This is a genomic window from Anaeromyxobacter oryzisoli (genome assembly GCF_022690765.1).
Taxonomy (GTDB): domain Bacteria; phylum Myxococcota; class Myxococcia; order Myxococcales; family Anaeromyxobacteraceae; genus Anaeromyxobacter; species Anaeromyxobacter oryzisoli.
The window spans coordinates 1-25,006 of sequence record NZ_JALCZA010000068.1 but is presented as its reverse complement, the minus strand read 5'-3'; the positions used below and the strand labels follow the sequence as shown (position 1 = coordinate 25,006).

Below are 25,006 nucleotides of genomic sequence, written 5' to 3'. Positions count from 1 at the left end.
CGGCCGCGCCGCGACGCGCCGTTCCCGGCACGGCAGGGGCGCCCGCGCCCGTCCGCGGCCCGGCCCGCCCGGCGCCGGTCGTCGCCGCCGGAGCCCCCGGCTCGCTCGCGGCGCTCCGCTCCGAGCTCTTCCTCGGGACCGGCGAGCTCCCGCCACCGCTGCGGCCGCAGGTGTTCCCCGCCCGGTACACCGAGATCGACGGCGTGCTCACGTTCCGCGGCGGCCCGGCGCGGGACGGCGGCGCGACGGGCGCGCGCCGCATCTCGGAGCGCCGGCTCGAGGTCGCCTGGAGGTTCAAGACGGGCGCGGGGACGGCGCGCTGGGGCGGCGGCGCGGGCTGGACGGGGGAGCCGGTCGTGGTCCGCTGGCCGGACGTGGTGCGCTACTCGATGCCGGCCCTCGGGCCGCGGCGAGCGGATCGCGACCTCGTCGAGGTGATCCAGGGATCGCTCGACGGGAACGTCTACTTCCTCGACCTCCGGACGGGCAGGCCCACGCGCCCTCCCATCCGGACCGGCAACCCCATCAAGGGGAGCGTCTCCCTCGATCCTCGCGGCTGGCCGCTCCTCTTCGTTGGCCAGGGGATCCCCGCGAAGCGGCCCATCGGCCTCCGCGTCTACTCCCTCGTGAGCGGCCGGGAGATGTTCTTCCTGCCGGGCCGCGACCCCGCCGCGCGGCGCCGCTGGGGCGCGTTCGACGGCTCGGGCCTCCTGAACCGCGACACCGACACGTACCTCGTCGGCGGCGAGAACGGGATCGTCTACCTCCTCGAGCTCCACACCGACTTCGACCCGCTCGAGTTCAGGGTGAAGGTCGCGCCGCGGGTCCTCCGCTACCGCTTCCGCGATCCGCACACCGTCCGCGAGGGGATCGAGAACTCGGTCGCCGTACACCGGAACCTCGCCTTCTTCGCCGACAACTCCGGCACGATCCAGGCGCTCGACCTCGCCACGTTCCGGCCGGTCTGGGCGTTCGAGGCGGGCGACGACACGGACGCGAGCCTCGTGCTCGACGAGGAGCCCGGCGGGCCGGTGCTGTACACCGCGTCCGAGGTGGACGAGCAGGGCGAGCGCGGCTTCTCGCGCATCCGCAAGCTCGATGCCCGCACCGGCGCGGTGCGCTGGAAGAAGGACATCGCGTGCCGGGCCGACCACACGAGCGCGCACCCGACCGACGCGGGCGTCTTCGCGACGCCCGTGGTCGGGCGGGGCGACCTCGCCGACCGGGTGGTGTTCACGCTCTCGCGGTGCCCGGATCGCGGCGCGATGCTCGCGCTCGCGAAGGCGGACGGGCGGGAGCTGTGGCGCCGGCGGCTCCGCACCGACGCCTGGTCCTCGCCGACGGCCGTCCGCGACGAGGCCGCCGGGAAGACCTGGCTGCTCCAGGCGGACCGCGGGGGGCGGCTCCTCCTCGTCGATCCCGCGGACGGGGCCGTCGCGTTCACCCTCCCCCTCGACGGCACCGTGGAGGCGTCACCCGCCGTTTACGACGACCTCGCGGTGATCGGCACGCGCGCCGGGACGATCTACGGGATCCGGCTGCGCTGACGCTGCGCGCGCGGCCGGAGGGCGTTAGGAGAACCGACTCCGTGACCATCGCCGCCGCTCTCCTGGCCGCCGCGCTCGCAGCCGCCCCGGCGCCCGACACGCCGGTCGCCACCCTGGCGGGCGGGCCGGTGATCGCCCCGTCGGCCGGCCAAGTTGCCCCGTCCGCTGGCCACCAACTGCCGCTCTTCGACCTCGGCCTGGGCGTCCACCTGGACGGCGGCCCGCCGGGCCCGGGCCTGCCGCCCCTCCGCCTGGACGGCTCCACGGCTCCGAGCATGCCGACGACGCCCGCGCCGACCCCGGAGGCGCCGGCTCACCCGGCGGCCGAGGCGGCCGCCGCGGCGACGCATCACGACTCCTGGTTCGCCCTCCCGGTCCTCTTCTGGCTCCCGGAGACCAAGCTCGGCTATGGCGCGACCGGCGGGCTGCACTTCCAGCTCCGGGACGCCGAGCGGCCGTCGAGCGTCTTCGGCGCGGCGGTGTACACGCTGCAGCGGCAGGGCTCCCTCGACGTCGCCGGGGACCTGTACCTGCCCGGCGGCGCCCTGGTCTCGGGGCGCCTCCGCGCCATCGACTTCCCCGACGAGTTCTACGGGCTCGGCCCGGACACCCGCACCTCGCAGCGCGAGAAGTTCACCCGGCGCGAGGTCGAGGCGGTGGTCACGGGCGAGCTGCCGGTGCCGGGCGTGCCCGGGCTGCGCGCCGGACCTCGGCTCGACCTCCGGGCCGAGGACATCCGCGGCGTCCAGGCGGGCGGCGCGCTCGCGTCGGGCGACGTCGTGGGCGCGCGGGGCTTCTCCGCGGTGAGCGCCGGCGCGAGCGTCACCTGGGACACCCGCGACAACGCCTTCTGGACGCGGCGCGGATCCCTCGCGCAGGCGTGGTACGTCTACGCGCCGAAGGGGCTCGGCCACCACGATCCGTTCGGCCGCGGCGTCCTCGAGCTGCGTCACTTCCTGCCGCTCGGGGGCGGCCGGGTCCTCGGGCTGCAGGGCTACTTCGAGGGCGCCCACGGCGCGACGCCGTTCACGCTCCTGCCGAAGCTCGGGTCTACGCGGTTCCTGCGGGGCATCCGCGAGGGGCGCTACCGCGACCAGCTCGACTGGGCGACGCAGGCCGAGCTGCGCGTGCCCCTCCGCGGGCGCGTCTCCGCCGCGACGTTCCTGTCGATCGGCGACGTCGCCCACTCGTTCCGCGACCTCACGCTCGCGAACCCGAAGGTCGCGGGCGGCGCGGGGCTCCGGTTCAGGCTCACCGACGCAGGCGCGAACATCCGGGTGGACGGCGCGTTCTCGGGGGCGGGGCCGGAGCTGTACGTCCTCGTCCTCGAGGCGTTCTGAGCCCGGCGTCCGCCTCCGGACGCTCCCGAACCCGCACGCGCACCCGAACCCGGCTTCTCCGTGCCCCGTGCCCGTCCTCCCGTGGCCCGCGTCCCATCCCCTGCCCCGCGTTCCGCGGCACGGCGGGGCGCGCCAGGGACCGCGGGCCACGGCGAGGCGCGGCGGAGCCCCCGAGCCGCGGCCCCTCCCCCGAGGCGGTAGCCGGACGGCCGGGGCTCCTACGCCATCGCCTCGTTCGCGCCGTGGCACTTCTTGTACTTCTTGCCTGAGCCGCACGGGCACGGATCGTTCCGGCCCACCTTCGGCTGCGTGCGCACCACCGTCTCCTGCTTCGGGCGCGGACGCTCCTCGCCGTCGCCGCCCTCGGAGTGGCTCTCGGTGATCCGCTGCAGCGCCTTGCGCTGCAGCGCGAGCCGCTTCGCCTCGATCTCCTCGGCGGTCTCCTGGCGCACGACGTGGAGCCGGAGCAGGTTGCCGACGACCGCGCTCTTCACGCGCCAGGTCATCTGCACGAACATCTCGTAGCCTTCCTTCTTGTACTCCTGCTTCGGGTCCTTCTGGCCGTACCCGCGGAGCCCGATGCCCTGGCGCAGGTGGTCCATCGAGAGCAGGTGGTCCTTCCACTGCTGGTCGATCGCCTGGAGGTACAGGTACTGCTCCCAGCGCCGCAGCACCGGCACGCCGTCGGGATCCTTCCCGAGCTCCTCCTCCTTCGCCTGGTACACCTTCTCGACGACGTTGAAGACCTGCTCCTCGATCCCCTGCCGCGCGTCGGCGGCGCGGCCCGCGGGCGGCGCGAACTTCATCTCGACGCCGAACTGGTCCTTCACCATCGCGGCCAGCCCGTCGAGGTTCCAGTCCGCCATGCGGTTCGGGCAGCTCGCGCCGACCATGTCGATGACCAGGTCCTCGATCAGGTCGAGCACGTGCTCGTGCGCGTCCTGCCACGTGAAGACCTGCTCCCGGCGCGTCTTCTTCCGGGTCTTCGCGTCCTCGTCGTACTCGACGACCGGGACGCCCGCGCCGAAGCCCAGCACCATGCGCCGGAGCCGGTAGATCGACCGGCGCTGCTGGTTCATCACGTCGTCGTACTCGAGGAGGTTCTTCCGGATGTCGAAGTTGTGGGCCTCGACCTTCCGCTGCGCCCCCTCGATCGCCTTGGTGAGCCAGGGGTGCTCGATCTGCTCCCCGTCCTTCATCCCCATCCGGCTCATGAGCCCCTGGATCCGCTCGGAGCCGCGCCGCGACGCGCCGTTCCCGGCACGGCAGGGGCGCCCGCGCCCGTCCGCGGCCCGGCCCGCCCGGCGCCGGTCGTCGCCGCCGGAGCCCCCGGCTCGCTCGCGGCGCTCCGCTCCGAGCTCTTCCTCGGGACCGGCGAGCTCCCGCCACCGCTGCGGCCGCAGGTGTTCCCCGCCCGGTACACCGAGATCGACGGCGTGCTCACGTTCCGCGGCGGCCCGGCGCGGGACGGCGGCGCGACGGGCGCGCGCCGCATCTCGGAGCGCCGGCTCGAGGTCGCCTGGAGGTTCAAGACGGGCGCGGGGACGGCGCGCTGGGGCGGCGGCGCGGGCTGGACGGGGGAGCCGGTCGTGGTCCGCTGGCCGGACGTGGTGCGCTACTCGATGCCGGCCCTCGGGCCGCGGCGAGCGGATCGCGACCTCGTCGAGGTGATCCAGGGATCGCTCGACGGGAACGTCTACTTCCTCGACCTCCGGACGGGCAGGCCCACGCGCCCTCCCATCCGGACCGGCAACCCCATCAAGGGGAGCGTCTCCCTCGATCCTCGCGGCTGGCCGCTCCTCTTCGTTGGCCAGGGGATCCCCGCGAAGCGGCCCATCGGCCTCCGCGTCTACTCCCTCGTGAGCGGCCGGGAGATGTTCTTCCTGCCGGGCCGCGACCCCGCCGCGCGGCGCCGCTGGGGCGCGTTCGACGGCTCGGGCCTCCTGAACCGCGACACCGACACGTACCTCGTCGGCGGCGAGAACGGGATCGTCTACCTCCTCGAGCTCCACACCGACTTCGACCCGCTCGAGTTCAGGGTGAAGGTCGCGCCGCGGGTCCTCCGCTACCGCTTCCGCGATCCGCACACCGTCCGCGAGGGGATCGAGAACTCGGTCGCCGTACACCGGAACCTCGCCTTCTTCGCCGACAACTCCGGCACGATCCAGGCGCTCGACCTCGCCACGTTCCGGCCGGTCTGGGCGTTCGAGGCGGGCGACGACACGGACGCGAGCCTCGTGCTCGACGAGGAGCCCGGCGGGCCGGTGCTGTACACCGCGTCCGAGGTGGACGAGCAGGGCGAGCGCGGCTTCTCGCGCATCCGCAAGCTCGATGCCCGCACCGGCGCGGTGCGCTGGAAGAAGGACATCGCGTGCCGGGCCGACCACACGAGCGCGCACCCGACCGACGCGGGCGTCTTCGCGACGCCCGTGGTCGGGCGGGGCGACCTCGCCGACCGGGTGGTGTTCACGCTCTCGCGGTGCCCGGATCGCGGCGCGATGCTCGCGCTCGCGAAGGCGGACGGGCGGGAGCTGTGGCGCCGGCGGCTCCGCACCGACGCCTGGTCCTCGCCGACGGCCGTCCGCGACGAGGCCGCCGGGAAGACCTGGCTGCTCCAGGCGGACCGCGGGGGGCGGCTCCTCCTCGTCGATCCCGCGGACGGGGCCGTCGCGTTCACCCTCCCCCTCGACGGCACCGTGGAGGCGTCACCCGCCGTTTACGACGACCTCGCGGTGATCGGCACGCGCGCCGGGACGATCTACGGGATCCGGCTGCGCTGACGCTGCGCGCGCGGCCGGAGGGCGTTAGGAGAACCGACTCCGTGACCATCGCCGCCGCTCTCCTGGCCGCCGCGCTCGCAGCCGCCCCGGCGCCCGACACGCCGGTCGCCACCCTGGCGGGCGGGCCGGTGATCGCCCCGTCGGCCGGCCAAGTTGCCCCGTCCGCTGGCCACCAACTGCCGCTCTTCGACCTCGGCCTGGGCGTCCACCTGGACGGCGGCCCGCCGGGCCCGGGCCTGCCGCCCCTCCGCCTGGACGGCTCCACGGCTCCGAGCATGCCGACGACGCCCGCGCCGACCCCGGAGGCGCCGGCTCACCCGGCGGCCGAGGCGGCCGCCGCGGCGACGCATCACGACTCCTGGTTCGCCCTCCCGGTCCTCTTCTGGCTCCCGGAGACCAAGCTCGGCTATGGCGCGACCGGCGGGCTGCACTTCCAGCTCCGGGACGCCGAGCGGCCGTCGAGCGTCTTCGGCGCGGCGGTGTACACGCTGCAGCGGCAGGGCTCCCTCGACGTCGCCGGGGACCTGTACCTGCCCGGCGGCGCCCTGGTCTCGGGGCGCCTCCGCGCCATCGACTTCCCCGACGAGTTCTACGGGCTCGGCCCGGACACCCGCACCTCGCAGCGCGAGAAGTTCACCCGGCGCGAGGTCGAGGCGGTGGTCACGGGCGAGCTGCCGGTGCCGGGCGTGCCCGGGCTGCGCGCCGGACCTCGGCTCGACCTCCGGGCCGAGGACATCCGCGGCGTCCAGGCGGGCGGCGCGCTCGCGTCGGGCGACGTCGTGGGCGCGCGGGGCTTCTCCGCGGTGAGCGCCGGCGCGAGCGTCACCTGGGACACCCGCGACAACGCCTTCTGGACGCGGCGCGGATCCCTCGCGCAGGCGTGGTACGTCTACGCGCCGAAGGGGCTCGGCCACCACGATCCGTTCGGCCGCGGCGTCCTCGAGCTGCGTCACTTCCTGCCGCTCGGGGGCGGCCGGGTCCTCGGGCTGCAGGGCTACTTCGAGGGCGCCCACGGCGCGACGCCGTTCACGCTCCTGCCGAAGCTCGGGTCTACGCGGTTCCTGCGGGGCATCCGCGAGGGGCGCTACCGCGACCAGCTCGACTGGGCGACGCAGGCCGAGCTGCGCGTGCCCCTCCGCGGGCGCGTCTCCGCCGCGACGTTCCTGTCGATCGGCGACGTCGCCCACTCGTTCCGCGACCTCACGCTCGCGAACCCGAAGGTCGCGGGCGGCGCGGGGCTCCGGTTCAGGCTCACCGACGCAGGCGCGAACATCCGGGTGGACGGCGCGTTCTCGGGGGCGGGGCCGGAGCTGTACGTCCTCGTCCTCGAGGCGTTCTGAGCCCGGCGTCCGCCTCCGGACGCTCCCGAACCCGCACGCGCACCCGAACCCGGCTTCTCCGTGCCCCGTGCCCGTCCTCCCGTGGCCCGCGTCCCATCCCCTGCCCCGCGTTCCGCGGCACGGCGGGGCGCGCCAGGGACCGCGGGCCACGGCGAGGCGCGGCGGAGCCCCCGAGCCGCGGCCCCTCCCCCGAGGCGGTAGCCGGACGGCCGGGGCTCCTACGCCATCGCCTCGTTCGCGCCGTGGCACTTCTTGTACTTCTTGCCTGAGCCGCACGGGCACGGATCGTTCCGGCCCACCTTCGGCTGCGTGCGCACCACCGTCTCCTGCTTCGGGCGCGGACGCTCCTCGCCGTCGCCGCCCTCGGAGTGGCTCTCGGTGATCCGCTGCAGCGCCTTGCGCTGCAGCGCGAGCCGCTTCGCCTCGATCTCCTCGGCGGTCTCCTGGCGCACGACGTGGAGCCGGAGCAGGTTGCCGACGACCGCGCTCTTCACGCGCCAGGTCATCTGCACGAACATCTCGTAGCCTTCCTTCTTGTACTCCTGCTTCGGGTCCTTCTGGCCGTACCCGCGGAGCCCGATGCCCTGGCGCAGGTGGTCCATCGAGAGCAGGTGGTCCTTCCACTGCTGGTCGATCGCCTGGAGGTACAGGTACTGCTCCCAGCGCCGCAGCACCGGCACGCCGTCGGGATCCTTCCCGAGCTCCTCCTCCTTCGCCTGGTACACCTTCTCGACGACGTTGAAGACCTGCTCCTCGATCCCCTGCCGCGCGTCGGCGGCGCGGCCCGCGGGCGGCGCGAACTTCATCTCGACGCCGAACTGGTCCTTCACCATCGCGGCCAGCCCGTCGAGGTTCCAGTCCGCCATGCGGTTCGGGCAGCTCGCGCCGACCATGTCGATGACCAGGTCCTCGATCAGGTCGAGCACGTGCTCGTGCGCGTCCTGCCACGTGAAGACCTGCTCCCGGCGCGTCTTCTTCCGGGTCTTCGCGTCCTCGTCGTACTCGACGACCGGGACGCCCGCGCCGAAGCCCAGCACCATGCGCCGGAGCCGGTAGATCGACCGGCGCTGCTGGTTCATCACGTCGTCGTACTCGAGGAGGTTCTTCCGGATGTCGAAGTTGTGGGCCTCGACCTTCCGCTGCGCCCCCTCGATCGCCTTGGTGAGCCAGGGGTGCTCGATCTGCTCCCCGTCCTTCATCCCCATCCGGCTCATGAGCCCCTGGATCCGCTCGGAGCCGAAGATGCGCATGAGCTCGTCCTCGAGGGACAGGTAGAAGATCGACGAGCCCGGGTCGCCCTGCCGGCCGGCGCGGCCGCGGAGCTGGTTGTCGATGCGGCGCGACTCGTGCCGCTCGGTGCCGACGATGTGCAGGCCGCCGAGGCCGACCACCTCGTCGTGCTCCGCCGCGGTCTGGGCCCGGAGCTCCTCGATCCGCTCGTCGAGCCGCCGCGCCCACTCGGCCTTCCGCGCGAGGAACACGGCCTCCTCCTCGCCCTCCATCGGCGCGTCCGGCTCCGGCCCCACCTCGTTCTTCGCCATCATCTCGGGGTTGCCGCCGAGGATGATGTCGGTGCCGCGGCCGGCCATGTTGGTCGAGATGGTCACCGCGCCCTTGCGGCCGGCCTGCGCGACGATCTCCGCCTCGCGCTGGTGGTGCTTCGCGTTCAGGACGTTGTGCGGGACGCCGCGCCGCTTGAGGAGCGAGGACACCACCTCGCTCTTCGCCACCGACACCGTGCCGACGAGGACCGGCTGCCCCTTCGCGTGCCGGTCTCCGATCTCGTCGCAGATGGCGTTGAACTTCTCGCCCTCGGTCTTGTAGACGACGTCCTCGGAGTCCTTGCGGACGTTCTTCTTGTTGGTCGGGACGACGACGACGTCGATGTTGTAGGTCTTCGCGAACTCCTCCGCCTCGGTGTCCGCGGTGCCGGTCATGCCCGCGAGCTTCGAGTACATGCGGAAGTAGTTCTGGAAGGAGATCGTCGCGAGGGTCTGGTTCTCGTTCTCGATCTTGACGCCCTCCTTCGCCTCGACCGCCTGGTGGAGGCCGTCCGACCAGCGCCGGCCGGGCATGAGGCGGCCGGTGAACTCGTCGACGATGACCACCTCGCCGTCCTTCACCACGTAGTCCACCTCGTTCCGGTAGAGGTGGTGCGCGCGGAGCGCCTGCTCGACGTGGTGGAGGGTCTCCATCTCCTCGGGCGCGTAGAGGTTCCGGACCCCGAGCTTCTTCTCGATCTTCTCGACGCCCGCGTCGGTCATCACGATGGTCCGGGACTTCTCGTCGACGGTGAAGTCGACGTCGCGGATCATCGCGGGGATGACCAGGTTCACCTTGTAGTAGAGGTCCGACGACTCGTCGGACGGGCCCGAGATGATGAGCGGCGTCCGGGCCTCGTCGATGAGGATGGAGTCCACCTCGTCCACGATCGCGAAGTTCAGCTCGCCCTGGACGTAGTCCTGGAGCCGGAACTTCATGTTGTCGCGCAGGTAGTCGAAGCCGAACTCGTTGTTCTGACCGTACGTGATGTCGGCGCCGTACGCCTGCTGCCGCTCGGCGTCCGTGAGGCCGTGCACGATGACGCCCGTCGAGAGCCCGCAGTAGCGGTAGAGCCGCCCCATCCACTCGGAGTCGCGGCGCGCGAGGTAGTCGTTCACCGTGACGACGTGCACGCCGCGGCCGGAGAGGGCGTTCAGTACGCAGGGCAGCGTGGCGACGAGCGTCTTGCCCTCGCCGGTCTTCATCTCGGCGATCTTGCCGGAGTGCAGGACCGCGCCGCCGATGAGCTGCACGTCGAAGTGGCGCATCCCGAGGGCGCGCACGCCCGCCTCGCGGACGAGGGCGAACGCCTCGGGCATGAGCTCGTCGAGCGGGCGGCCCTTCCGGACCTGCTCCTTCCACTCGGCGGTGAGCCGCGGAAAGTCCTCGGGCCGGAGCGCCTTCATCCGGGGCTCGAGCTCGGCGACCCGGGCGACGAGCGGGCGGATCCTCTTCAGCTCCCGCTCGTTCTTCGTCCCGACCACCTTCTTCATCACGTAGTTGAACATGTTCTGCTCGAATCTCCGGTTCGCGGGTGCCCCGAGGCGCGGGCGCCGCGCCGCGCCCCTCCAGACGAGAACAGGCGCCCGGCCGGACGCGTTCCGCCGCCGCGACGCCTTCCCTGCCGTTCATGGCCTCCGGAGCTCACGCTCCGCGGGCCTCCGGAGCTCGCGCTCCGCAGGGCCGCCGAGGCTACCTGCTTAGGTAACTCCGCGCCAGATGAAAGCAAATGAGAGCACCTTCGCACACCTGGGCGAGGTTTTGACAGCCGGGGCCCCTCTTCTAGAGTGATGGGGTGGCCCGCGTCCTGGCGCTCGCCTTCCTCGCCGCCCTCCTCCTCGCCTGCGCCGGCGCTGGGCGCGCGGCGCGCCCGGCGGACGAGGAGGTCCTCGCGGAGCGCCTCGTCGCCCGCGCGAGCGGCCTCGTCGGCCCCGCCCGCCCGTTCACCGTGGACGGCGCCAGCTTCCGCCCCGACTGCGTGGGCTACGTGGAGGCGGTCTACGAGGCCGAGGGGATCCCGCTCCGCCGGCTCATGCAGCGCGTCGCGCCCGGCGAGACGTCCGGCGTCACCGCCGCGTTCAAGGCCGTCGAGGCGTACGGCGCGGTCTTCGGCGGCGGCGGCGAGTGGCCACGCCCTGGCGATCTGGTCTTCTTCCACGACACCTGGGACCGCGACCGCGACGGGCGCGCCGACGACGGCCTCACCCACGTCGGCGTCGTCGAGTCGGTCGCCCACGGGACGGTGACGTTCCTCCACGTCGGCCACCGCGGCGTCGCGCGCGGCCGGCTGAACCTCGACCGGCCGGACGCGGCGCGCGGCCCGGACGGCGCCGAGCTGAACACACCGCTCCGCGTGAAGGCTCGCTCGCAGCCCCCCGGGATCCCGCTCCTCGCCGGACAGCTCTTCGCGGGCTACGGGCGGGTGGATCTCGCCCGGCTCCCGCGCTGAGCACCGGATCAACGCGAGGCCTGCGCGGGCGGGGCGGGCGGCGCGAGGGTCCCGTCGTCGGCGATCCGCACCGCCGCGGCGCCGAAGTCCTCGAGCGAGAGGCGCCGCACCATCGGGACGATCGCGCGCGCGGGGTCGAGCCGCGGTCCGCCGGGGCGCTCCTGCCGGCCGGCGTGGAGCCGACCGCCGAGGAAGGTGCCGTCGGGCGCGAGCCGCGCCTCGAGGAGGACGGTGAGGCCGTTCGGGCCGGACAGGTTCATCCCGCCGTACGTCGCGAAGTTCCCGAGGGAGTAGGCGACGAGGCGCCCCCGGTAGACCTCGAGGCCGCGGACCACGTGCGGGCCGTGCCCGAGCACCAGGCTCGCGCCGGCGTCGATCACCGCGTGGGAGAAGGCGCGCAGATCGCCGCGGTCCTCGCCGTAGAACGACTCGGCGCCCGGGGGCACGTGCTGGTACGCCGCGCCCTCGGCCCCCCCGTGGAACGAGACGACGACCAGGTCCGCCTGCTTCGCGAGGTCGCCCACGATCCGGACCGCGCCCGGCAGGTCGCGGAGGTCGTTCGTGCCGGCGGACACCGAGAACGCGACGAGCGCGATCCGGGCGCCGCGCACCTCGAGCCACGCCACCTCGCCGGGCGCCCCGGCGTGACGGATCCCGAGCCGGTCGAGCGCCGCGCGGGTGGACCGCCGTCCCTCGTCCCCGAAGTCGCCGGCGTGGTTGTTCGCGAGGCTCACCACGTCGAAGCCGGCGTCGCGGAGCCGCTCCCCGTACCGGACCGGGACCCGGAACGCGTAGCAGCGGCCGCTCTGCGAGCCCTTGCACTTCTCGCTCATGCCGCCGTCCAGGAGCGGGCCCTCGAGGTTGGCGAAGGCGACGTCCGCCGCGGACAGGATCGGCGTCACCTCCGCGAGGAGGCGCCTGCCGTCGTCCGGGGGGAGCTGCCCGCCGGTCTCGTCCGGGAAGGTCGAGCCGAGCATGACGTCCCCGACGGCGACGAAGGTGACGGGGAGGTCGGATCGGGGGGCGCGAGCCTCGCCGGGCGTCGCGCCCCGGGCCTCCGGCTCCGTGCTCGGGGAGGTCGGCGCCGTCACCGCGGCCCGAGGCCTGGCGCCCGGGGCCTCGCCCTCCGGGGCCTCGCCCGCTCGCCCGCCCGTGGCGTGCGCGCACCCCGCCGCGAGCGCGACGAGCAGCAGGAGCGTCGTGGTCCTGGTCACGGGGATCCGGGCGGCGCGCACGCGCGCGACGAGGCGCCGGGCGCACTACTCGAGGATGAACTTCCGCGGGTTCTCGGGGATTCCGTTCACGCGCACCTCGTAGTGGAGGTGCGGGCCGGTCGATCGCCCGGTGTTGCCGACCGCCGCGACCCGGTCGCCGCGCCGGATCCGATCGCCGAGGTGGACGTAGATCGCCGAGAGGTGGCCGTAGCGGGTCTTCACGCCGTAGCCGTGGTCCAGGACGAGCACGTTGCCGTAGCCGGACTCGGTCCCGGCGAACACGACCGTGCCGTCCGAGGGCGAGTAGATGGGCTGGCCGTGCGGGGTCGCGATGTCGAGGCCCTGGTGCATCCGCCGCTCGGCGGTGTACGGGTCGATGCGGGTGCCGAAGTCGGAGGTCACCCAGCCGCGCGTCGGCCAGATCGAGGGGGTCGAGGCGAGCAGCGACCGCTGATCGTCGAAGTACTCCTGGAGCTCGCGGAGGCTCTGCTCCTGCCGGGAGGCCTCGGTCTCGAGCGAGGTGAGCTTCCCGGGGAGCGCCGAGAGGTTGCCTTCCGCCGCCACCGCGGGGCCGGGGATCGCCACCTCCGCCTCGGGATTGCCCACCGGGCCGATCGCGAGGTTCCGCTCGGGATCCTGGAGCTGGGTCACCGCGGTGCGGAGCTTCGCGTCGAACCGCTCGACCCGATCGAGGGTCGCCGAGATGTGCGCCACCTTCTCCTGGACCAGGAGGATCTGCGAGCGGAGCTGGGCGTTCTCCTCCTTGAGCACCGCGTTCTCGGAAGAGGCGCCGAGGAGGGAGAAGTAGTGGCCGACCACGAGGAGGCCGAGGAGCAGGACCCCACCGCCGACGTAGGCACCGTTCTGCAGCCACTTGCGAGGCAGCCGGAATTTCCGGACGGCCTGCGAGTGGTCGCTGACCACGATGACGGTGAATACCTGGCTCTTGGGCGGTACGGCCATTCCGTCGTTCGCTCCGAGCTTTCATCCGTTCGTCGCGCCGGAAGGCTATCGACCGCGACCGCGGGTGTGAACGCCAGTCCCGGATACCGGGGGGCGGACCTGGAAGCGACCAGACGGGTAGCAGACGGTCAAGTTGCCTGTCAAGAAAGGGCTTTGCGCCTCCCGCCCCGATCGGGAGCCCTTACGGGCGCTTGCAAGCTGCGGCACGTAGTCGCACGCGCACGGGCGGTGCGAACCGGGGCTTCGACCGATTTCAGCTCACGCCTGTGCGGAAGCGCGCGCTCGGATCACGATGACGGTGATGTTGTCGTCCCCGCCGCGCGCGTTCGCGAGCGCGATCAGGCGAGCGGGAGCGTCGTCGAGCGAGGTCTCCTCGACCACCTGCAGGATCTCCGGATCGTCCACGAGGTTCGACAGCCCGTCGCAGCAGATGACGAGCGCGTCGTCCTCCTGGAGCTCGACGCCCATCAGGTCGACCTGGACCTTCGGCTCGAAGCCGACGGAGCGGGTGATGATGTTCTTGAACCGGCTGTGCTTCGCCTCTTCGGCGCTGATGGCTCCGGCCTTGAGCTGCTCGTTGACGAGCGAGTGATCCTCGGAGATCTGGTAGATGCGACCACCCCGGACCAGGTAGCAGCGCGAGTCGCCGACGTGCGCGACGTACGCGCCGGCCCCCTCGACCAGGGCAGCCGTGACCGTGGTCCCCATCCCGGTCAGCTCCGGTTCCGCCTGGGCGGTCTGGAAGATGCGCTCGCAGGCCGCCTCGACCGCCCGGCGGAGCACGTCCGGGATGGGGCTCTCCTCCACGCCCGCCGGGCTCTCGAAGAGCCGAGGATCACGTTCCCGCGCCTGCCCGACCGCCTCGCGGATGGTCTCGACCGCCAGCCGGGAGGCGGTGCCTCCGCCGGCATGCCCGCCCATGCCGTCGGCGACCACGAAGAGCTTCAGGTCGGGATCGACGAGGTACGCGTCCTCGTTGTGATCGCGCCGCTGGCCGACGTCGGTCTGGCCGCTCGCCGCGATCGTGAGAGCTTGCGTCCCCGCCACGTATGGAGCGTAACCTCGCGAACGGCGGAGGGTCAACGCAGCCTTTCGCCCACCCCCGCGACCTCGGCGCACGCTCCCTCCCCGCGCGGCAGGCTCGTCCCCGCGCTGCTCGGTCCTCCCGTGCCCGCCCTCGGCGACGGCTCGCCGGAAGCGGGCGACGCCGTCCTCACCCCGCCCTGAGCCGGCGCGCCGCGGCCCGCGCAGGGACCGCCCGCCGCCCCTTCTCGACCGGGAGCGGCGGGAGCCGGGCCGCCTGGATCAGCGCGGCGGCGTGCTCGATGGCGGACGCGGTGACGGTGACCCCCGCCATCATGCGCGCCACCTCCCGACGCCGGTCCTCGTCCGCCTCGAGGAGCGAGACCGTCGTCTGCGTCCGCCCCCCCGCGACCCGCTTCTCGACGCGATGGTGCCGGTCGGCGAACGCGGCGACCTGCGGCAGGTGCGTGACGCAGATGACCTGACGGCCCTTCGAGACGTCGGAGAGGACACGCCCCATGGCCTCCGCGACGGCCCCTCCGATCCCGGCGTCCACCTCGTCGAAGACGTAGGTCGCAACGGGGTCCCGCCGCGCCAGCGTCCGCTTCACCGCGAGCAGGACGCGCGACAGCTCGCCGCCGGACGCGATCCGCGCGAGCGGGCGCGGAGGCTCGCCGGGGTTCGGGGCGATCAGGATCTCGGCGCGCTCGGCGCCGTGGGGCCCGAGGACCTTGCCGCCGAGCTCGATCCCGCCCTCGGGCGGCAGCAGCTCGACCTCGAGGCGACAGCGCCCCATGGCGAGCCCCTCGAGCTCACGCCGCACCGCCGCGGCGAAGTCGCGTGCCGCCTCTGCGCGAGCGCGCGTGAGCGCCCCGGCGAGGCGAACGGCCTCCTTGCCGCGCGCCTCGATCTCCCCGGCGAGCTCCTTCAGCCGATCGCCGCCCCCCGAGAGCCGCGCGAGCTCGGCCTCCATCTCGGCGCGCCGCGCGATGGCGCTCTCGAGCGACCCCCCGTGCTTCCGCGCGAGCGCGCGGAGGTGCTCGTGACGGTCCTCGACCTCGGCGAGCCGCTCGGGGTCGCCGCCCACGAGCTCGGCGTAACGCCCCAGCTCGCGCCCGGCCTCCTCGAGCTCGACCGCCGCCGAGCGCAGCAGCCCGAGCGGCGCCTCGAGCCGGCGATCGAGCAGGGACGCCTCGGCGAGCGCGCGCGCCGCCTGCCCCACCCGCTCGGAGGCGCTGCCCTCCTCGCCGTAGGCGAGCCCCTCTGCGGAGTGCGCCGCCTCGCGGAGCTTCTCCGCAGACGCGAGGACGCGCCGCTCCGACTCGAGGGCCTCGAGCTCGCCGGGCCGAGGATCCGCCGCCGCGAGCTCCTTCAGCTGGAACCGGAGGTAGTCGGCCCGCCGCGCCCGCTCGCCCTCGTCCGCGACGAGCGCGTCTCGCTCGCGGACGAGGGCGGCGAGCGCCGCGTGGACGGCGCGGTACCGGAGGAGGGTCGGCTCCGCGTCGCCCATCGCCTGGGACTCTCCGTCGCCCGGCTCGGCCGCCCCGTCCCGCAGGGCGAACGCGTCGAGCAGCTCGAGGTGGGTGGCCGGATCGAGCAGGGAGACGTGCTCGTGCTGGCCGGAGATGTCCACCACGCCGCGGAGCGCGGTCTCGAGCATGGAGACGGTGCAGAGGGAGCCGTTGACGAACGCGCGCCCGCGCCCGCCGCGCGCCGCGACCCGGCGGACGAGCAGCTCGGCGGTCTCGCCCGCCGGCCGCGGCACCCCGGCCGCCTCGAGCCGACCGAAGACCGGGTGTGACCCGGGGAGCTCGAAGAGCGCCTCCACCAGCGCCTCGTCCGCGCCCTCGCGCAGGATGTCCGCGGTCATCCGCCCGCCGAGCACGAGGTGCAGCGCGTTCACCAGGATGGACTTGCCGGCGCCGGTCTCGCCGGTGAGGACGTTCAGCCCGGGGCCGAACCGGACCTCGACCGCGTCGACGACCGCCAGGCCGGAGATGCGCAGCGTCGTGAGCATGCGGCCATGATCCATGGGCCTCCGACACTGATCAAGTTTTCAGGTGTCGCACGTTCAGGGCGCGGCGCGCGCATCGGATGCCGGCCCGTGATCCGTCACCGTCACCGTCACCGGCCTCTCCGTGCCCCGTAGACGGCTTCCCGTGGCCCGTGGCCCGATCCCCGTGGCCCGATCCCCGTGGCCCGACCGCACCGTCGGATCACGGATCACGGGGCGACGGGCCAGGGGACACGGGAGTCGGGCACGGGGCACGGGGAACGGTGACGGGCACGGGCACGGGCACGGGCACGGGCACGGGGGACCAGCTCCCCGCGCCGGCCGCCTCGCGACCGACGCCCTACCGCTCACCCCACCGCAGCTTGGCCCGGAGGATCCCGAAGAAGTCGATCTGAGGGTTCCGCACGAGGAGGACGCGGTTGTACGACTGCTTCACCTGGACCCGGTCCCCGCGCTCGAGCTTCAGCCCCTTCTGCCCGTCGAGCGTGAGGTACACCTCGCTGTCGTTCACGAGGAGGATCTCGATGTTCTCGTCGTCGGGGACGACCAGCGGGCGCTGGGTGAGCGTGTGGGGGCAGATCGGCGCGACGATGACGCCGCGCATGGTCGGGTAGACGATGGGGCCGTTCGCGGCGAGGGCGTAGGCGGTCGAGCCGGTCGGCGTCGCGACGATGATCCCGTCCGCCTTGTAGGTGGTGACGTAGTTCCCGGAGATGCGCGTGTCGAGCTCGACCATGCGCGACAGCGCGCCCTTGGCGAGCACCACGTCGTTCAGGACCTCGGTGTCGAGCGCGCGGTCGGGGCTGCCGCTGCGGTGCAGGTGCACCCTGAGCTTCATCCGCTCGGAGAGCGCCGCCCGGCCGGCGAGGACGCTCTCGAGCGCGTCGTACATGCTCGACTGGGGGACCTCGGTCATGAACCCGAGGCTGCCCATGTTGACCCCGAGGATCGGCACCGGGCGGCCGTCGAGCACGGTCGCCGCGTGGATGAGCGTGCCGTCGCCGCCGAGGACGACCACGAGCTCGGCGACCTTCGCGATCTCCGCCTCGTCCTCGGTGACCTCGACGCCCTTCGCCCGCAGGAACTGGGCGACGTAGAGCGCGGTCTCGGACGCCTCCGCGCTCGACACCTTGTGGATGATGCCGATGCGGTGTGGCACCGGGACCGGATGGCCGTCCATGCGGGGCATTATATTAGCCCTCCCCATGGACCTGTTCGATCGCGCCGCGCAGGAGGACCCTTCCGGCAAGCCGCTCGCCGAGCGGATGCGCCCCCGTCGCCTGGAGGACTACGCCGGTCAGGAGCACGTGCTCGGCCCGGGCACCGCCCTCCGCCGCGCGATCGAGGCGGACCAGGTCCCGTCGCTCATCGTATGGGGGCCGCCCGGGACGGGGAAGACGACGCTGGCGCGGATCGTCGCCCAGCGCACTGGCGCGGACTTCGTCCCGTTCAGCGCGGTGCTCGGCGGGGTGAAGGAGATCCGCGAGATCGTCGCCGCGGCGCGGGATCGCCGCAAGCTGCACCGCAAGCGCACCATCCTGTTCGTGGACGAGATCCACCGCTTCACGAAGGCGCAGCAGGACGCGTTCCTGCCGCACGTCGAGGACGGCACCGTCATCCTCATCGGCGCGACCACCGAGAACCCGTCGTTCGAGGTGAACGCCGCGCTCCTCTCCCGCTGCCGCGTCGTCACGCTGCGCGCCCTCACCGAGGAGGAGCTCGGCGCCCTCGTGGACCGCGCGCTGAGCGCCAAGGAGGGGCTCGCCGGCGCGGTGGCGCTCGCCCCGGACGCGCGCGAGGCCATCGCGCGCGCCAGCTTCGGCGACGCGCGGCGCGCCCTGAACGCGCTCGAGGTCTCGGCGGCGGCGGTGCGGCTCGCCGGCCGCGCCACCATCGAGCGCGCCGACGCGGAGGACGCGCTCCAGGCGAAGACCATCCTCTACGACAAGGCGGGCGAGCAGCACTACAACGTCGTCTCGGCGTTCATCAAGTCGATGCGCGGCTCGGATCCGGACGCGGCGGTCTACTACATGGTCCGCATGCTCGAGGCCGGGGAGGACCCGCGCTTCGTGCTCCGCCGGATGGTGATCTTCGCGTCCGAGGACGTCGGGAACGCCGACCCGCAGGCGCTCCAGGTCGCGGTGGCGGCGCTCCAGGCCGTGGAGCTGGTCGGGCTGCCCGAGGGCGTGCTGCCCATGAGCCAGGCCGCGATCTACCTCGCGCTCGCGCCGAAGTCGAACGCGGCGCTCACCGGCTACGGCAACGCCCGGCGGCTCGTGCGGGAGCGCGGGCCGCTCCCGGTGCCGCTCAAGCTCCGGAACGCGCCGACGCGCCTGATGGAGGGGCTCGGCTACGGCGCGGGCTACCGCTACCCGCACAACTTCGAGGGCAACTACGTCGCCGAGCAGTACCTCCCGGACGCGATCCGGGGCGAGGAGCTCGTGAAGCTCTCCGGGAACGGCCTCGAGCGGACCCTCGCGGAGCGGCTCCAGGCGCTCCGCGCCGCGAAGCCGCGCTAGACGCGGCCCGGTCCGGCCGCGGGGCCGTCAGGGCGACCCGTACACGGGGTAGAAGAGCGGGTCCGCCGCGATCGACGCCGGCGTCACCAGGCGGCGGTTCCACGGGATCCGGCCGCCGTACCGGGCGGCCAGCGCGGCGCGGAGGGCGCCGAGGCGCAGGTCCCGGAGCCGCTCGCGCTTGCCGACGGCGCGGCCCGCGCCGGCGAGGTACGCCTTCGCGACGAGCTCCGAGCAGTAGAGCCGGTCGTCGCCCCACTCGAACCGGGGGTCGTACGGCCGCCCGAGGAAGCGGCCCGCCGCGGCGACCGCGCGCGCGCGCGCCGCCGCCGGCAGCCGCGCCCGGAGCACGAGGATCCGGCCGCTCCGACCGCGCGCCCGCCAGGCGCGCCACGGCGTGCGCGACACGTGGCCGATCGCCTCGATGACGTACGGGCCGTCGGCGCCCACGTCCACGATGCCGACGTGCGACCATGGGCTCGCGGTCACCTCCTGGATCGCGAGCGACTGCGCCGAGCGCGACGTCTGGAACACGACGTCGCCCGGCTCGAGCGCGGGCTCGGCGCCGCGTGTCCCGGCGGACACGGCGAGGACGAGGGCGACGGTACACGCGCGGGCGAACGGAAGCGTCATGACGGCTCCTCTCCGATGATGCCGGGGAAGAGAGCACGCGGCGTGCCGCGGGCGACTCGGTTAACCTCTCCGCGTGCTCCTCTACCTCCACGGCTTCGCCTCCGGCCCGTCCTCCAGGAAGGCGCGCGTCCTCTCGGACCGCTTCGCCGCGATCGGGGTCCACCTCGTGATCCCCGATCTCACCCCGGGGGAGGACGGCTTCGAGCGGTCCACGCCGTCCTCGATGCTCGCCGTCGCCGAGCGGCTCCTCGCCGCCGCCCCGCCCCCGCACGCGATCATCGGCAGCTCGCTCGGGGGCTACCTGGCGGCGGTCGCCGCCTCGCGCGACCCGTCCATCGAGCGGCTCGTGCTGATGGCGCCGGCGGTGCGCCTCTTCGAGCGCTGGGAGCGCCGGCTCACCGACGCGGACCGCGCCGCGTGGAAGGCGAACGGGCTGGAGGTGGACCACCTCGCGTCGGGGCGACGCCGCCGGCTCGGGTGGCCGTTCCACGAGGACGCGCGCGGCTGGCCGGCCTTCCCCGAGGTCCGGGTCCCCACGCTCTGCGTCTCCGGCCGGCGCGACGACACGGTGCCGTTCGAGGACGTCGAGGCGTTCGTGGCCCGCACGCCAGCGGCGCGGCTCGTACCGGTGGACGACGGGCACGAGCTGGCGGACTCGCTCGACCTCGTGTTCACCGAGGCGCGCGCGTTCCTCGCGCCCTTCGCCGGCGCACGGTAGGAAGGCATCAGGCACGGGTTCGCGTTCGGGGTCGGGGACGTTCCGTTATCCGTGCCCGTCACCGTCACCGGCTTCTCCGTGACCCGTGAACCGGGTCGCGTGGCCCGTGGCCCGGTACCCGTGATCCGACGGAAACACGGGCCACGGGAAGCGGGAGGCGGGAGGCGGGCACGGATACGGGAACGGTCACGGTCACGGTCACGGGTACGTTCGCGTTCGGGCTCGGGGACGTTCCGTTATCCGTGCCCGTCACCGTCACCGGCTTGTCCGTGACCCGTGAACCGGGTCGCGTGGCCCGTGGCCCGATCCCCGTGATCCGACCGAAACACGGGCCACGGGAAGCGGGAGTCGGGAGGCGGGCACGGATACGGGAACGGTCACGGGCACGGTCACGGTCACGGGTACGTTCGCGTTCGGGCTCGGGGACGTTCCGTTATCCGTGCCCGTCACCGTCACCGGCTTGTCCGTGACCCGTGAACCGGGTCGCGTGGCCCGTGGCCCGGTCCCCGTGATCCGACGGAAACACGGGCCACGGGAAGCGGGAGGCGGGAAGCGGGCACGGATACGGGAACGGTCACGGGCACGGTGACGGGTACGGGTACGCGTTCGGGGTCGGGGACGTTCCGTTATCCGTGCCCGTCACCGTCACCGGCTTCTCCGTGACCCGTGAACCGGGTCGCGTGGCCCGTGGCCCGATCCCCGCGATCCGACGGAAACACGGGCCACGGGAAGCGGGATGCGGGAGGCGGGCACGGATACGGGAACGGTCACGGTCACGGGTACGGGTTCGCGTTCGGGGTCGGGGACGTTCCGTTATCCGTGCCCGTCACCGTCACCGGCTTCTCCGTGACCCGTGAACCGGGTCGCGTGGCCCGTGGCCCGATCCCCGCGATCCGACGGAAACACGGGCCACGGGAAGCGGGATGCGGGAGGCGGGCACGGATACGGGAACGGTCACGGGCACGGTGACGGGTACGGGGTCGCGTTCGCGTTCGCGTTCGGGTCACCCCCCGTGGACCGTGCCCCGGCCTCCCCGAGCCTTTCCCCCCGGTCACCCTCCCTTGTGCGCGTGCGCCCTCGGGAGGAGCGAGGCGTCCGCCTTCGCGCCGTGGCACCTCCGGCAGAGCGAGACGTCCGGCGTCACGAGCCCGGCCGCCGTCGCCCTCGCGCGATCGCGCATCACGCTCGCGTTCCAGTAGTCGCCGCCGTTCCCGTGGCAGCCCTCGCAGTCGAGCCCCTTCGCCTGGTGGGGAGACGCCGCCCAGGAGTCGTACTGGACGCGGTGGCACATCTTGCACTTCTGCGGGCCGACCTTGGCGTGCGCCGCGGCGGGGGCCGCCTCCGCAGGGCTGGACGGCGCCGCAGCCGGGGCGGGCTCGGCGGACTTCGCCGGGGCGGGCGTCGCGGGCTTCGTCGCGGCGGTCGGGGCCGCCGGGGCGGGCGCGACCGGCTTCGCCGACTTCGCCGGCTTGGGCGCCTCGAGCTTCGCGGGCTCGGCCGGCTTCGCCTCGGCGGGCTTCGCCTGCGGGACCGTGGGCGCGGCGGGCTGCTCCGCGGGGGCCGCGACCGCGGGCGGCTCGGCGGGGGCGGGCGCGGCCTGGGGCGCCTGCTGCGGAGCGGGCTGGGCGGATGGCGGCGGGGGCTGCTTCTGCCCGCAGGCGACCACGGTGACGACGCCGAGCGCCGCGACGAGGCAGCGAAGATCGAAGTTCACGTTTCCTCCTTGTTCGATGGAAGGGACGCCACTCTAAACGAGGTTCGCGATTCGCGAACACCTTCGGTGTCGCGCCTCGCGCCCTCGTTTAGCCATGTTACACGGGGGCTGCGCCCCCGCCCCGTCGAGCGAAGCTCGCCGGGGCCCCACCCCTGCTCCGCGGGGCCCACGCGCGCTGGCGCGCGCTGTCCCGCGGGGAGGGGCGCTGCCCCTCCCCACCTGCGGTGGGGCCCCTCCCCGCTGACCGTTCTCGAATCATGGTCGGCCGTTTTAGCACCCGCGGCGCCGGGCGGAGGCGATCCCGCGCCCGCGCGCGGCGCGCCCGGCGCGCGCTACACTCGCCGGGTGCTCGTCGAGGTCGCCGTCGCCGCCGCGGTCCGCGGCCGATTCACCTACCGCGTCCCGCCACACCTCGCGCCCGCGATCTCCCTCGGGCAGCGGGTGGTCGTGCCGTTCGGGAAGAGCCGGCGGGCGACGGGCTACGTCGTCGGCTTCCCGGAGGCGCCGCCGGCCGGCGTCGAGCTCCGGGACGTGGTCGAGGTCCTCGATCCGTTCCCGCCCTTCACCCCGGAGCTCGTCGAGCTGCTCCGCTGGGCGGAGGACTACTACCTCGTCCCGCCCGGCGAGCTGCTCCGGGCGGCCCTCCCGCCCGGCCTGAACGCCCGGGGCGGAGAGGCGGGGCCGACCCGGCGCGGCGTCGAGTACGCGGCGCCCGCCGAGGGGGCCGACCGCGCCGCCGCCGATCCGAAGGCCCTCGCCCGCGCGCCCGCCCAGCGCGCGGTGCTGGGGTACCTCCTCGCCCGGGGGCGGATCCCGGTCGAGGAGCTCCGCGCCGCCTTCCCGAAAGGACGCGCGGCCCTCACCGCCCTCGAACGGCGCGGGCTCGTCCGGCTCGAGACCGAGACGCCGGTGGCGCAAGGCGGCGTCCTCCCCGCGGCGGCGACCGCGCCCGCGCTCACCCCCGCGCAGGCCGCGGCGGTCGCCGCCATCGACGGGGCCGCCGGCGGGTTCCAGGCGTTCCTCCTCCACGGCGTCACCGGCTCGGGCAAGACCGAGGTCTACCTCCAGGCCATCGCCCGCGCCCGCGCCGCCGGCAAGGGGGCCCTCGTCCTCGTCCCGGAGATCGCCCTCACCCCGCAGCTCTCGGGCCGGTTCCGCGCGCGGTTCGGCGACGACGTGGCGCTCATGCACTCGGGGCTCTCCGGCGCCGAGCGGCACGCCGAGTGGCTCCGGCTCCGGCGGGGCGACGCGCGGATCTGCGTGGGCGTGCGGAGCGCGATCTTCGCCCCGGTGCAGGACCTCGCCATCATCGTGGTGGACGAGGAGCACGACCCCTCCTTCAAGCAGGAGGACGGCCCCGCCTACCACGCCCGCGACCTCGCGGTGGTCCGGGCGAAGCGCGAGGGCGCCGTGCTCGTGCTCGGCTCGGCCACGCCCTCCCTCGAGAGCCTCGAGAACGCGCGGCGGGGCCGGTACCGGAAGCTCGACCTGCCCGGGCGCGTGGACGACCGGCCACTGCCGCCGGTCGAGCTCGTGGACCTGTCCCGCCTGCGCCGCGGCGGCGACATCGGCCTCCCCGGCCTCCTCGCGCCCGAGCTCCGCGAGGCGATCGGCCGGACCCTCGAGGCCTCCCAGCAGGCGATCCTGTTCCTGAACCGCCGCGGCTACGAGACCCTGGTGACGTGCGAGGTCTGCGGCGAGGAGGCACGGTGCACCGAGTGCGCCGTGTCGCTCACGCACCACGCGCGGCGCGGGATCCTGCTCTGTCACTACTGCGGCCGGACCGAGCGGGTGGACGCGCGCTGCCCGGCGTGCGGGGGCGTCCGCTCCGGCGTGGGGGTCGGGACCGAGCAGGTCGAGGAGGCGGTGCGCGCGCTGTTCCCCCGGGCGCGCGTCGCGCGGCTCGATCGCGACGCGGTGACCTCCGCCGACGAGACCGCCGCGGTGCTCGCGCGCTTCGCCCGGCGCGAGCTCGACGTGCTGATCGGCACGCAGATGGTCACCAAGGGGCACGACTTCCCCGGCGTGACCCTGGTCGGCGTCGTGCTCGCCGACACCGCGCTCGCGCTCCCGGACTTCCGCGCCGCCGAGCGGACGTTCCAGCTCCTCGCCCAGGTGGCCGGGCGGGCCGGGCGCGGCGCGGAGGCGGGGCGGGTCGTCGTGCAGACCTTCAACCCGCGCACGCCCGCGATCGCCCTCGCCGCGCGCCACGACTATGCCGCGTTCGCCGAGGGAGAGCTCGAGCGGCGCCGGGCGCTCGGGTACCCGCCGTTCACGCGGATGATGGCGGCGCGGATCGAGGGATCGGAGGCGGGCGCGCGGCGCGCCGCGGAGGCGCTCGCGGCCGCCGCGCGGCCGGCGCTCCAGGGCGAGGTGGCGATGCTCGGGCCCGCGCCGGCGGCGATCGAGCGGCTCCGCGGGCGATACCGCTGGCACCTGCTGTTCCGGGCCGAGGCGCCCAAGGCGCTGTTCCGGGTCCACGCCGCGCTGGCGAGGGTCGCGCTCCGGCCTCCGGGCGGCGCGACGATCCGCTTCGACATGGACCCCTACTCGATGATGTGAACGCCTCGACCTCCGGCCGCCCACGGGGCGGAGCGGTATCGGGTGGGTGGAGGACCGACGTGCGCCCGCCCGCCTGGCCCCTCGCGCGGGGGCGATGCATAATCGCCGCGCGTGGCCCGCATCCTCCTGGTCGACGACGACATCGCCGAGATCTCCGCCGTCAAGCGCGCCCTCGCGCGAGCCGGCCACGCGACGGTGCTCGCCACCAACGCCTCCGACGCCGGCACCGCGAGCGAGACCGCGCGGCCGGACCTGGTCGTCGTCTCCACGACCTGCGACGGCGGCGCCGCGCTCGGGTTCGCGCTCCAGCTCGCCGACGAGGGCGGGGGGCTCCCGATCGTGCTGCTCGGTGAGGCGCCGCGCACGCCCGCCGGGGCGCGGATCCTCCCGCGGCCGGTGGATCCCACCCAGCTCCAGGAGGAGGTGGGCGCGCTGCTCGCGGTCCCCCCCGCCGCGAAGGGAGCGCCTGCGCCGTCCTCGGCGGTGATCGCGCTCGGGCCGCCCGACAGCCAGCCGGGGCCACGTCCCGCCGCTCCTGCCGCCGCCCGCGCCGTCGCGCCCGCGAAGCACGCGGCCGCGGCGTCCCCGAAGCCTGGTGCGCGGGGCGCGCCGGTGAAGCAGGCCGTCGCGGCCACGCCCGGAGCGCGCGCC

General features: G+C 74.2%; 17 protein-coding genes and 1 pseudogene. 9 read left to right on the top strand and 9 right to left on the bottom strand.

The window, feature by feature from the left end; translation table 11 throughout:
* Positions 1 to 1,547: outer membrane protein assembly factor BamB family protein (locus tag MNZ27_RS17915; RefSeq protein WP_242395468.1), on the top strand; the 1,547-nt coding region annotated here is incomplete at its 5' end.
* A 41-nt stretch (positions 1,548 to 1,588) separates the two neighbouring features.
* Positions 1,589 to 2,887 (top strand): outer membrane protein assembly factor, encoded by a 1,299-nt coding sequence (locus tag MNZ27_RS17910; protein ID WP_242395465.1) that lies wholly within the window; start codon positions 1,589 to 1,591, stop codon positions 2,885 to 2,887.
* Positions 2,888 to 3,105: 218 nt separating this feature from the next.
* On the opposite strand, the gene MNZ27_RS17905 is transcribed toward MNZ27_RS17910, so the two are convergent.
* Positions 3,106 to 4,086, bottom strand: a complete 981-nt coding sequence (locus MNZ27_RS17905; protein ID WP_242395467.1) for an SEC-C metal-binding domain-containing protein — start codon at positions 4,084 to 4,086, stop codon at positions 3,106 to 3,108.
* On the opposite strand from MNZ27_RS17905, the gene MNZ27_RS17900 reads away from it, so the two are divergent.
* Positions 4,060 to 5,667, top strand: a complete 1,608-nt coding sequence (locus tag MNZ27_RS17900) for an outer membrane protein assembly factor BamB family protein (RefSeq protein ID WP_242395466.1) — start codon at positions 4,060 to 4,062, stop codon at positions 5,665 to 5,667. The two genes, MNZ27_RS17905 and MNZ27_RS17900, sit on opposite strands and share 27 nt — an antisense overlap.
* A 41-nt stretch (positions 5,668 to 5,708) precedes the next feature.
* Positions 5,709 to 7,007, top strand: a complete 1,299-nt coding sequence (locus MNZ27_RS17895) for an outer membrane protein assembly factor (protein ID WP_242395465.1) — start codon at positions 5,709 to 5,711, stop codon at positions 7,005 to 7,007.
* A gap of 218 nt (positions 7,008 to 7,225) precedes the next feature.
* On the opposite strand, the gene secA is transcribed toward MNZ27_RS17895, so the two are convergent.
* A complete protein-coding gene (gene secA / locus MNZ27_RS17890; protein ID WP_242395464.1) occupies positions 7,226 to 10,057 on the bottom strand; it encodes a preprotein translocase subunit SecA in 2,832 nt (943 codons plus the stop codon).
* Positions 10,058 to 10,344: 287 nt separating this feature from the next.
* On the opposite strand from secA, the gene MNZ27_RS17885 reads away from it, so the two are divergent.
* Entirely contained in the window at positions 10,345 to 10,998 is a 654-nt protein-coding gene (locus MNZ27_RS17885; RefSeq protein WP_242395463.1) for a CHAP domain-containing protein, read from the top strand.
* A gap of 8 nt (positions 10,999 to 11,006) precedes the next feature.
* Here the strand turns inward: MNZ27_RS17885 and MNZ27_RS17880 are convergent, their stop codons facing one another.
* The 5 genes from MNZ27_RS17880 to MNZ27_RS17860 form a co-directional block, all read right to left on the bottom strand.
* Positions 11,007 to 12,212, bottom strand: coding sequence for a CapA family protein (locus MNZ27_RS17880; protein ID WP_242395462.1), 1,206 nt, complete (start codon positions 12,210 to 12,212; stop codon positions 11,007 to 11,009).
* A gap of 45 nt (positions 12,213 to 12,257) precedes the next feature.
* A complete protein-coding gene (locus MNZ27_RS17875; protein ID WP_242395461.1) occupies positions 12,258 to 13,175 on the bottom strand; it encodes a M23 family metallopeptidase in 918 nt (305 codons plus the stop codon).
* Between the two features lie 258 nt (positions 13,176 to 13,433).
* Positions 13,434 to 14,222, bottom strand: coding sequence for a Stp1/IreP family PP2C-type Ser/Thr phosphatase (locus tag MNZ27_RS17870; RefSeq protein ID WP_242395460.1), 789 nt, complete (start codon positions 14,220 to 14,222; stop codon positions 13,434 to 13,436).
* Between the two features lie 166 nt (positions 14,223 to 14,388).
* Positions 14,389 to 16,215 carry a DNA repair protein RecN gene (gene recN, locus MNZ27_RS17865; protein ID WP_242395459.1) on the bottom strand — a complete coding sequence of 609 codons (1,827 nt, stop codon included), beginning with the start codon at positions 16,213 to 16,215 and terminating at the stop codon, positions 14,389 to 14,391.
* 337 nt (positions 16,216 to 16,552) lie between these two features.
* Complete coding sequence (locus MNZ27_RS17860; protein ID WP_242395458.1) at positions 16,553 to 17,392, bottom strand: NAD(+)/NADH kinase; 840 nt, start codon at positions 17,390 to 17,392, stop codon at positions 16,553 to 16,555.
* Between the two features lie 25 nt (positions 17,393 to 17,417).
* Here MNZ27_RS17860 and MNZ27_RS17855 point away from each other — a divergent pair, with 25 nt between their 5' ends.
* Complete coding sequence (locus tag MNZ27_RS17855) at positions 17,418 to 18,731, top strand: replication-associated recombination protein A (protein WP_242395457.1); 1,314 nt, start codon at positions 17,418 to 17,420, stop codon at positions 18,729 to 18,731.
* Between the two features lie 27 nt (positions 18,732 to 18,758).
* On the opposite strand, the gene MNZ27_RS17850 is transcribed toward MNZ27_RS17855, so the two are convergent.
* On the bottom strand, positions 18,759 to 19,361 hold the full coding sequence (locus MNZ27_RS17850; RefSeq protein ID WP_242395456.1) for a YiiX/YebB-like N1pC/P60 family cysteine hydrolase: 603 nt from the start codon (positions 19,359 to 19,361) through the stop codon (positions 18,759 to 18,761).
* A 73-nt stretch (positions 19,362 to 19,434) separates the two neighbouring features.
* On the opposite strand from MNZ27_RS17850, the gene MNZ27_RS17845 reads away from it, so the two are divergent.
* A complete protein-coding gene (locus MNZ27_RS17845) occupies positions 19,435 to 20,079 on the top strand; it encodes a YqiA/YcfP family alpha/beta fold hydrolase (protein ID WP_242395455.1) in 645 nt (214 codons plus the stop codon).
* 1,051 nt (positions 20,080 to 21,130) lie between these two features.
* Here the strand turns inward: MNZ27_RS17845 and MNZ27_RS17840 are convergent.
* Positions 21,131 to 21,793: a hypothetical protein gene (locus MNZ27_RS17840; protein WP_242395454.1), complete on the bottom strand. Its 663-nt coding sequence runs from the start codon at positions 21,791 to 21,793 to the stop codon at positions 21,131 to 21,133.
* A gap of 345 nt (positions 21,794 to 22,138) precedes the next feature.
* Here MNZ27_RS17840 and priA point away from each other — a divergent pair, with 345 nt between their 5' ends.
* Both priA and MNZ27_RS17830 read left to right on the top strand, forming a co-directional pair.
* The gene (priA, locus tag MNZ27_RS17835; RefSeq protein WP_242395453.1) at positions 22,139 to 24,355 is read left to right on the top strand and encodes a replication restart helicase PriA; all 2,217 of its coding nucleotides are present in this window, start codon (positions 22,139 to 22,141) and stop codon (positions 24,353 to 24,355) included.
* A 111-nt stretch (positions 24,356 to 24,466) separates the two neighbouring features.
* A pseudogene (locus tag MNZ27_RS17830) lies at positions 24,467 to 25,006 on the top strand (DUF4388 domain-containing protein); the annotation flags it as partial.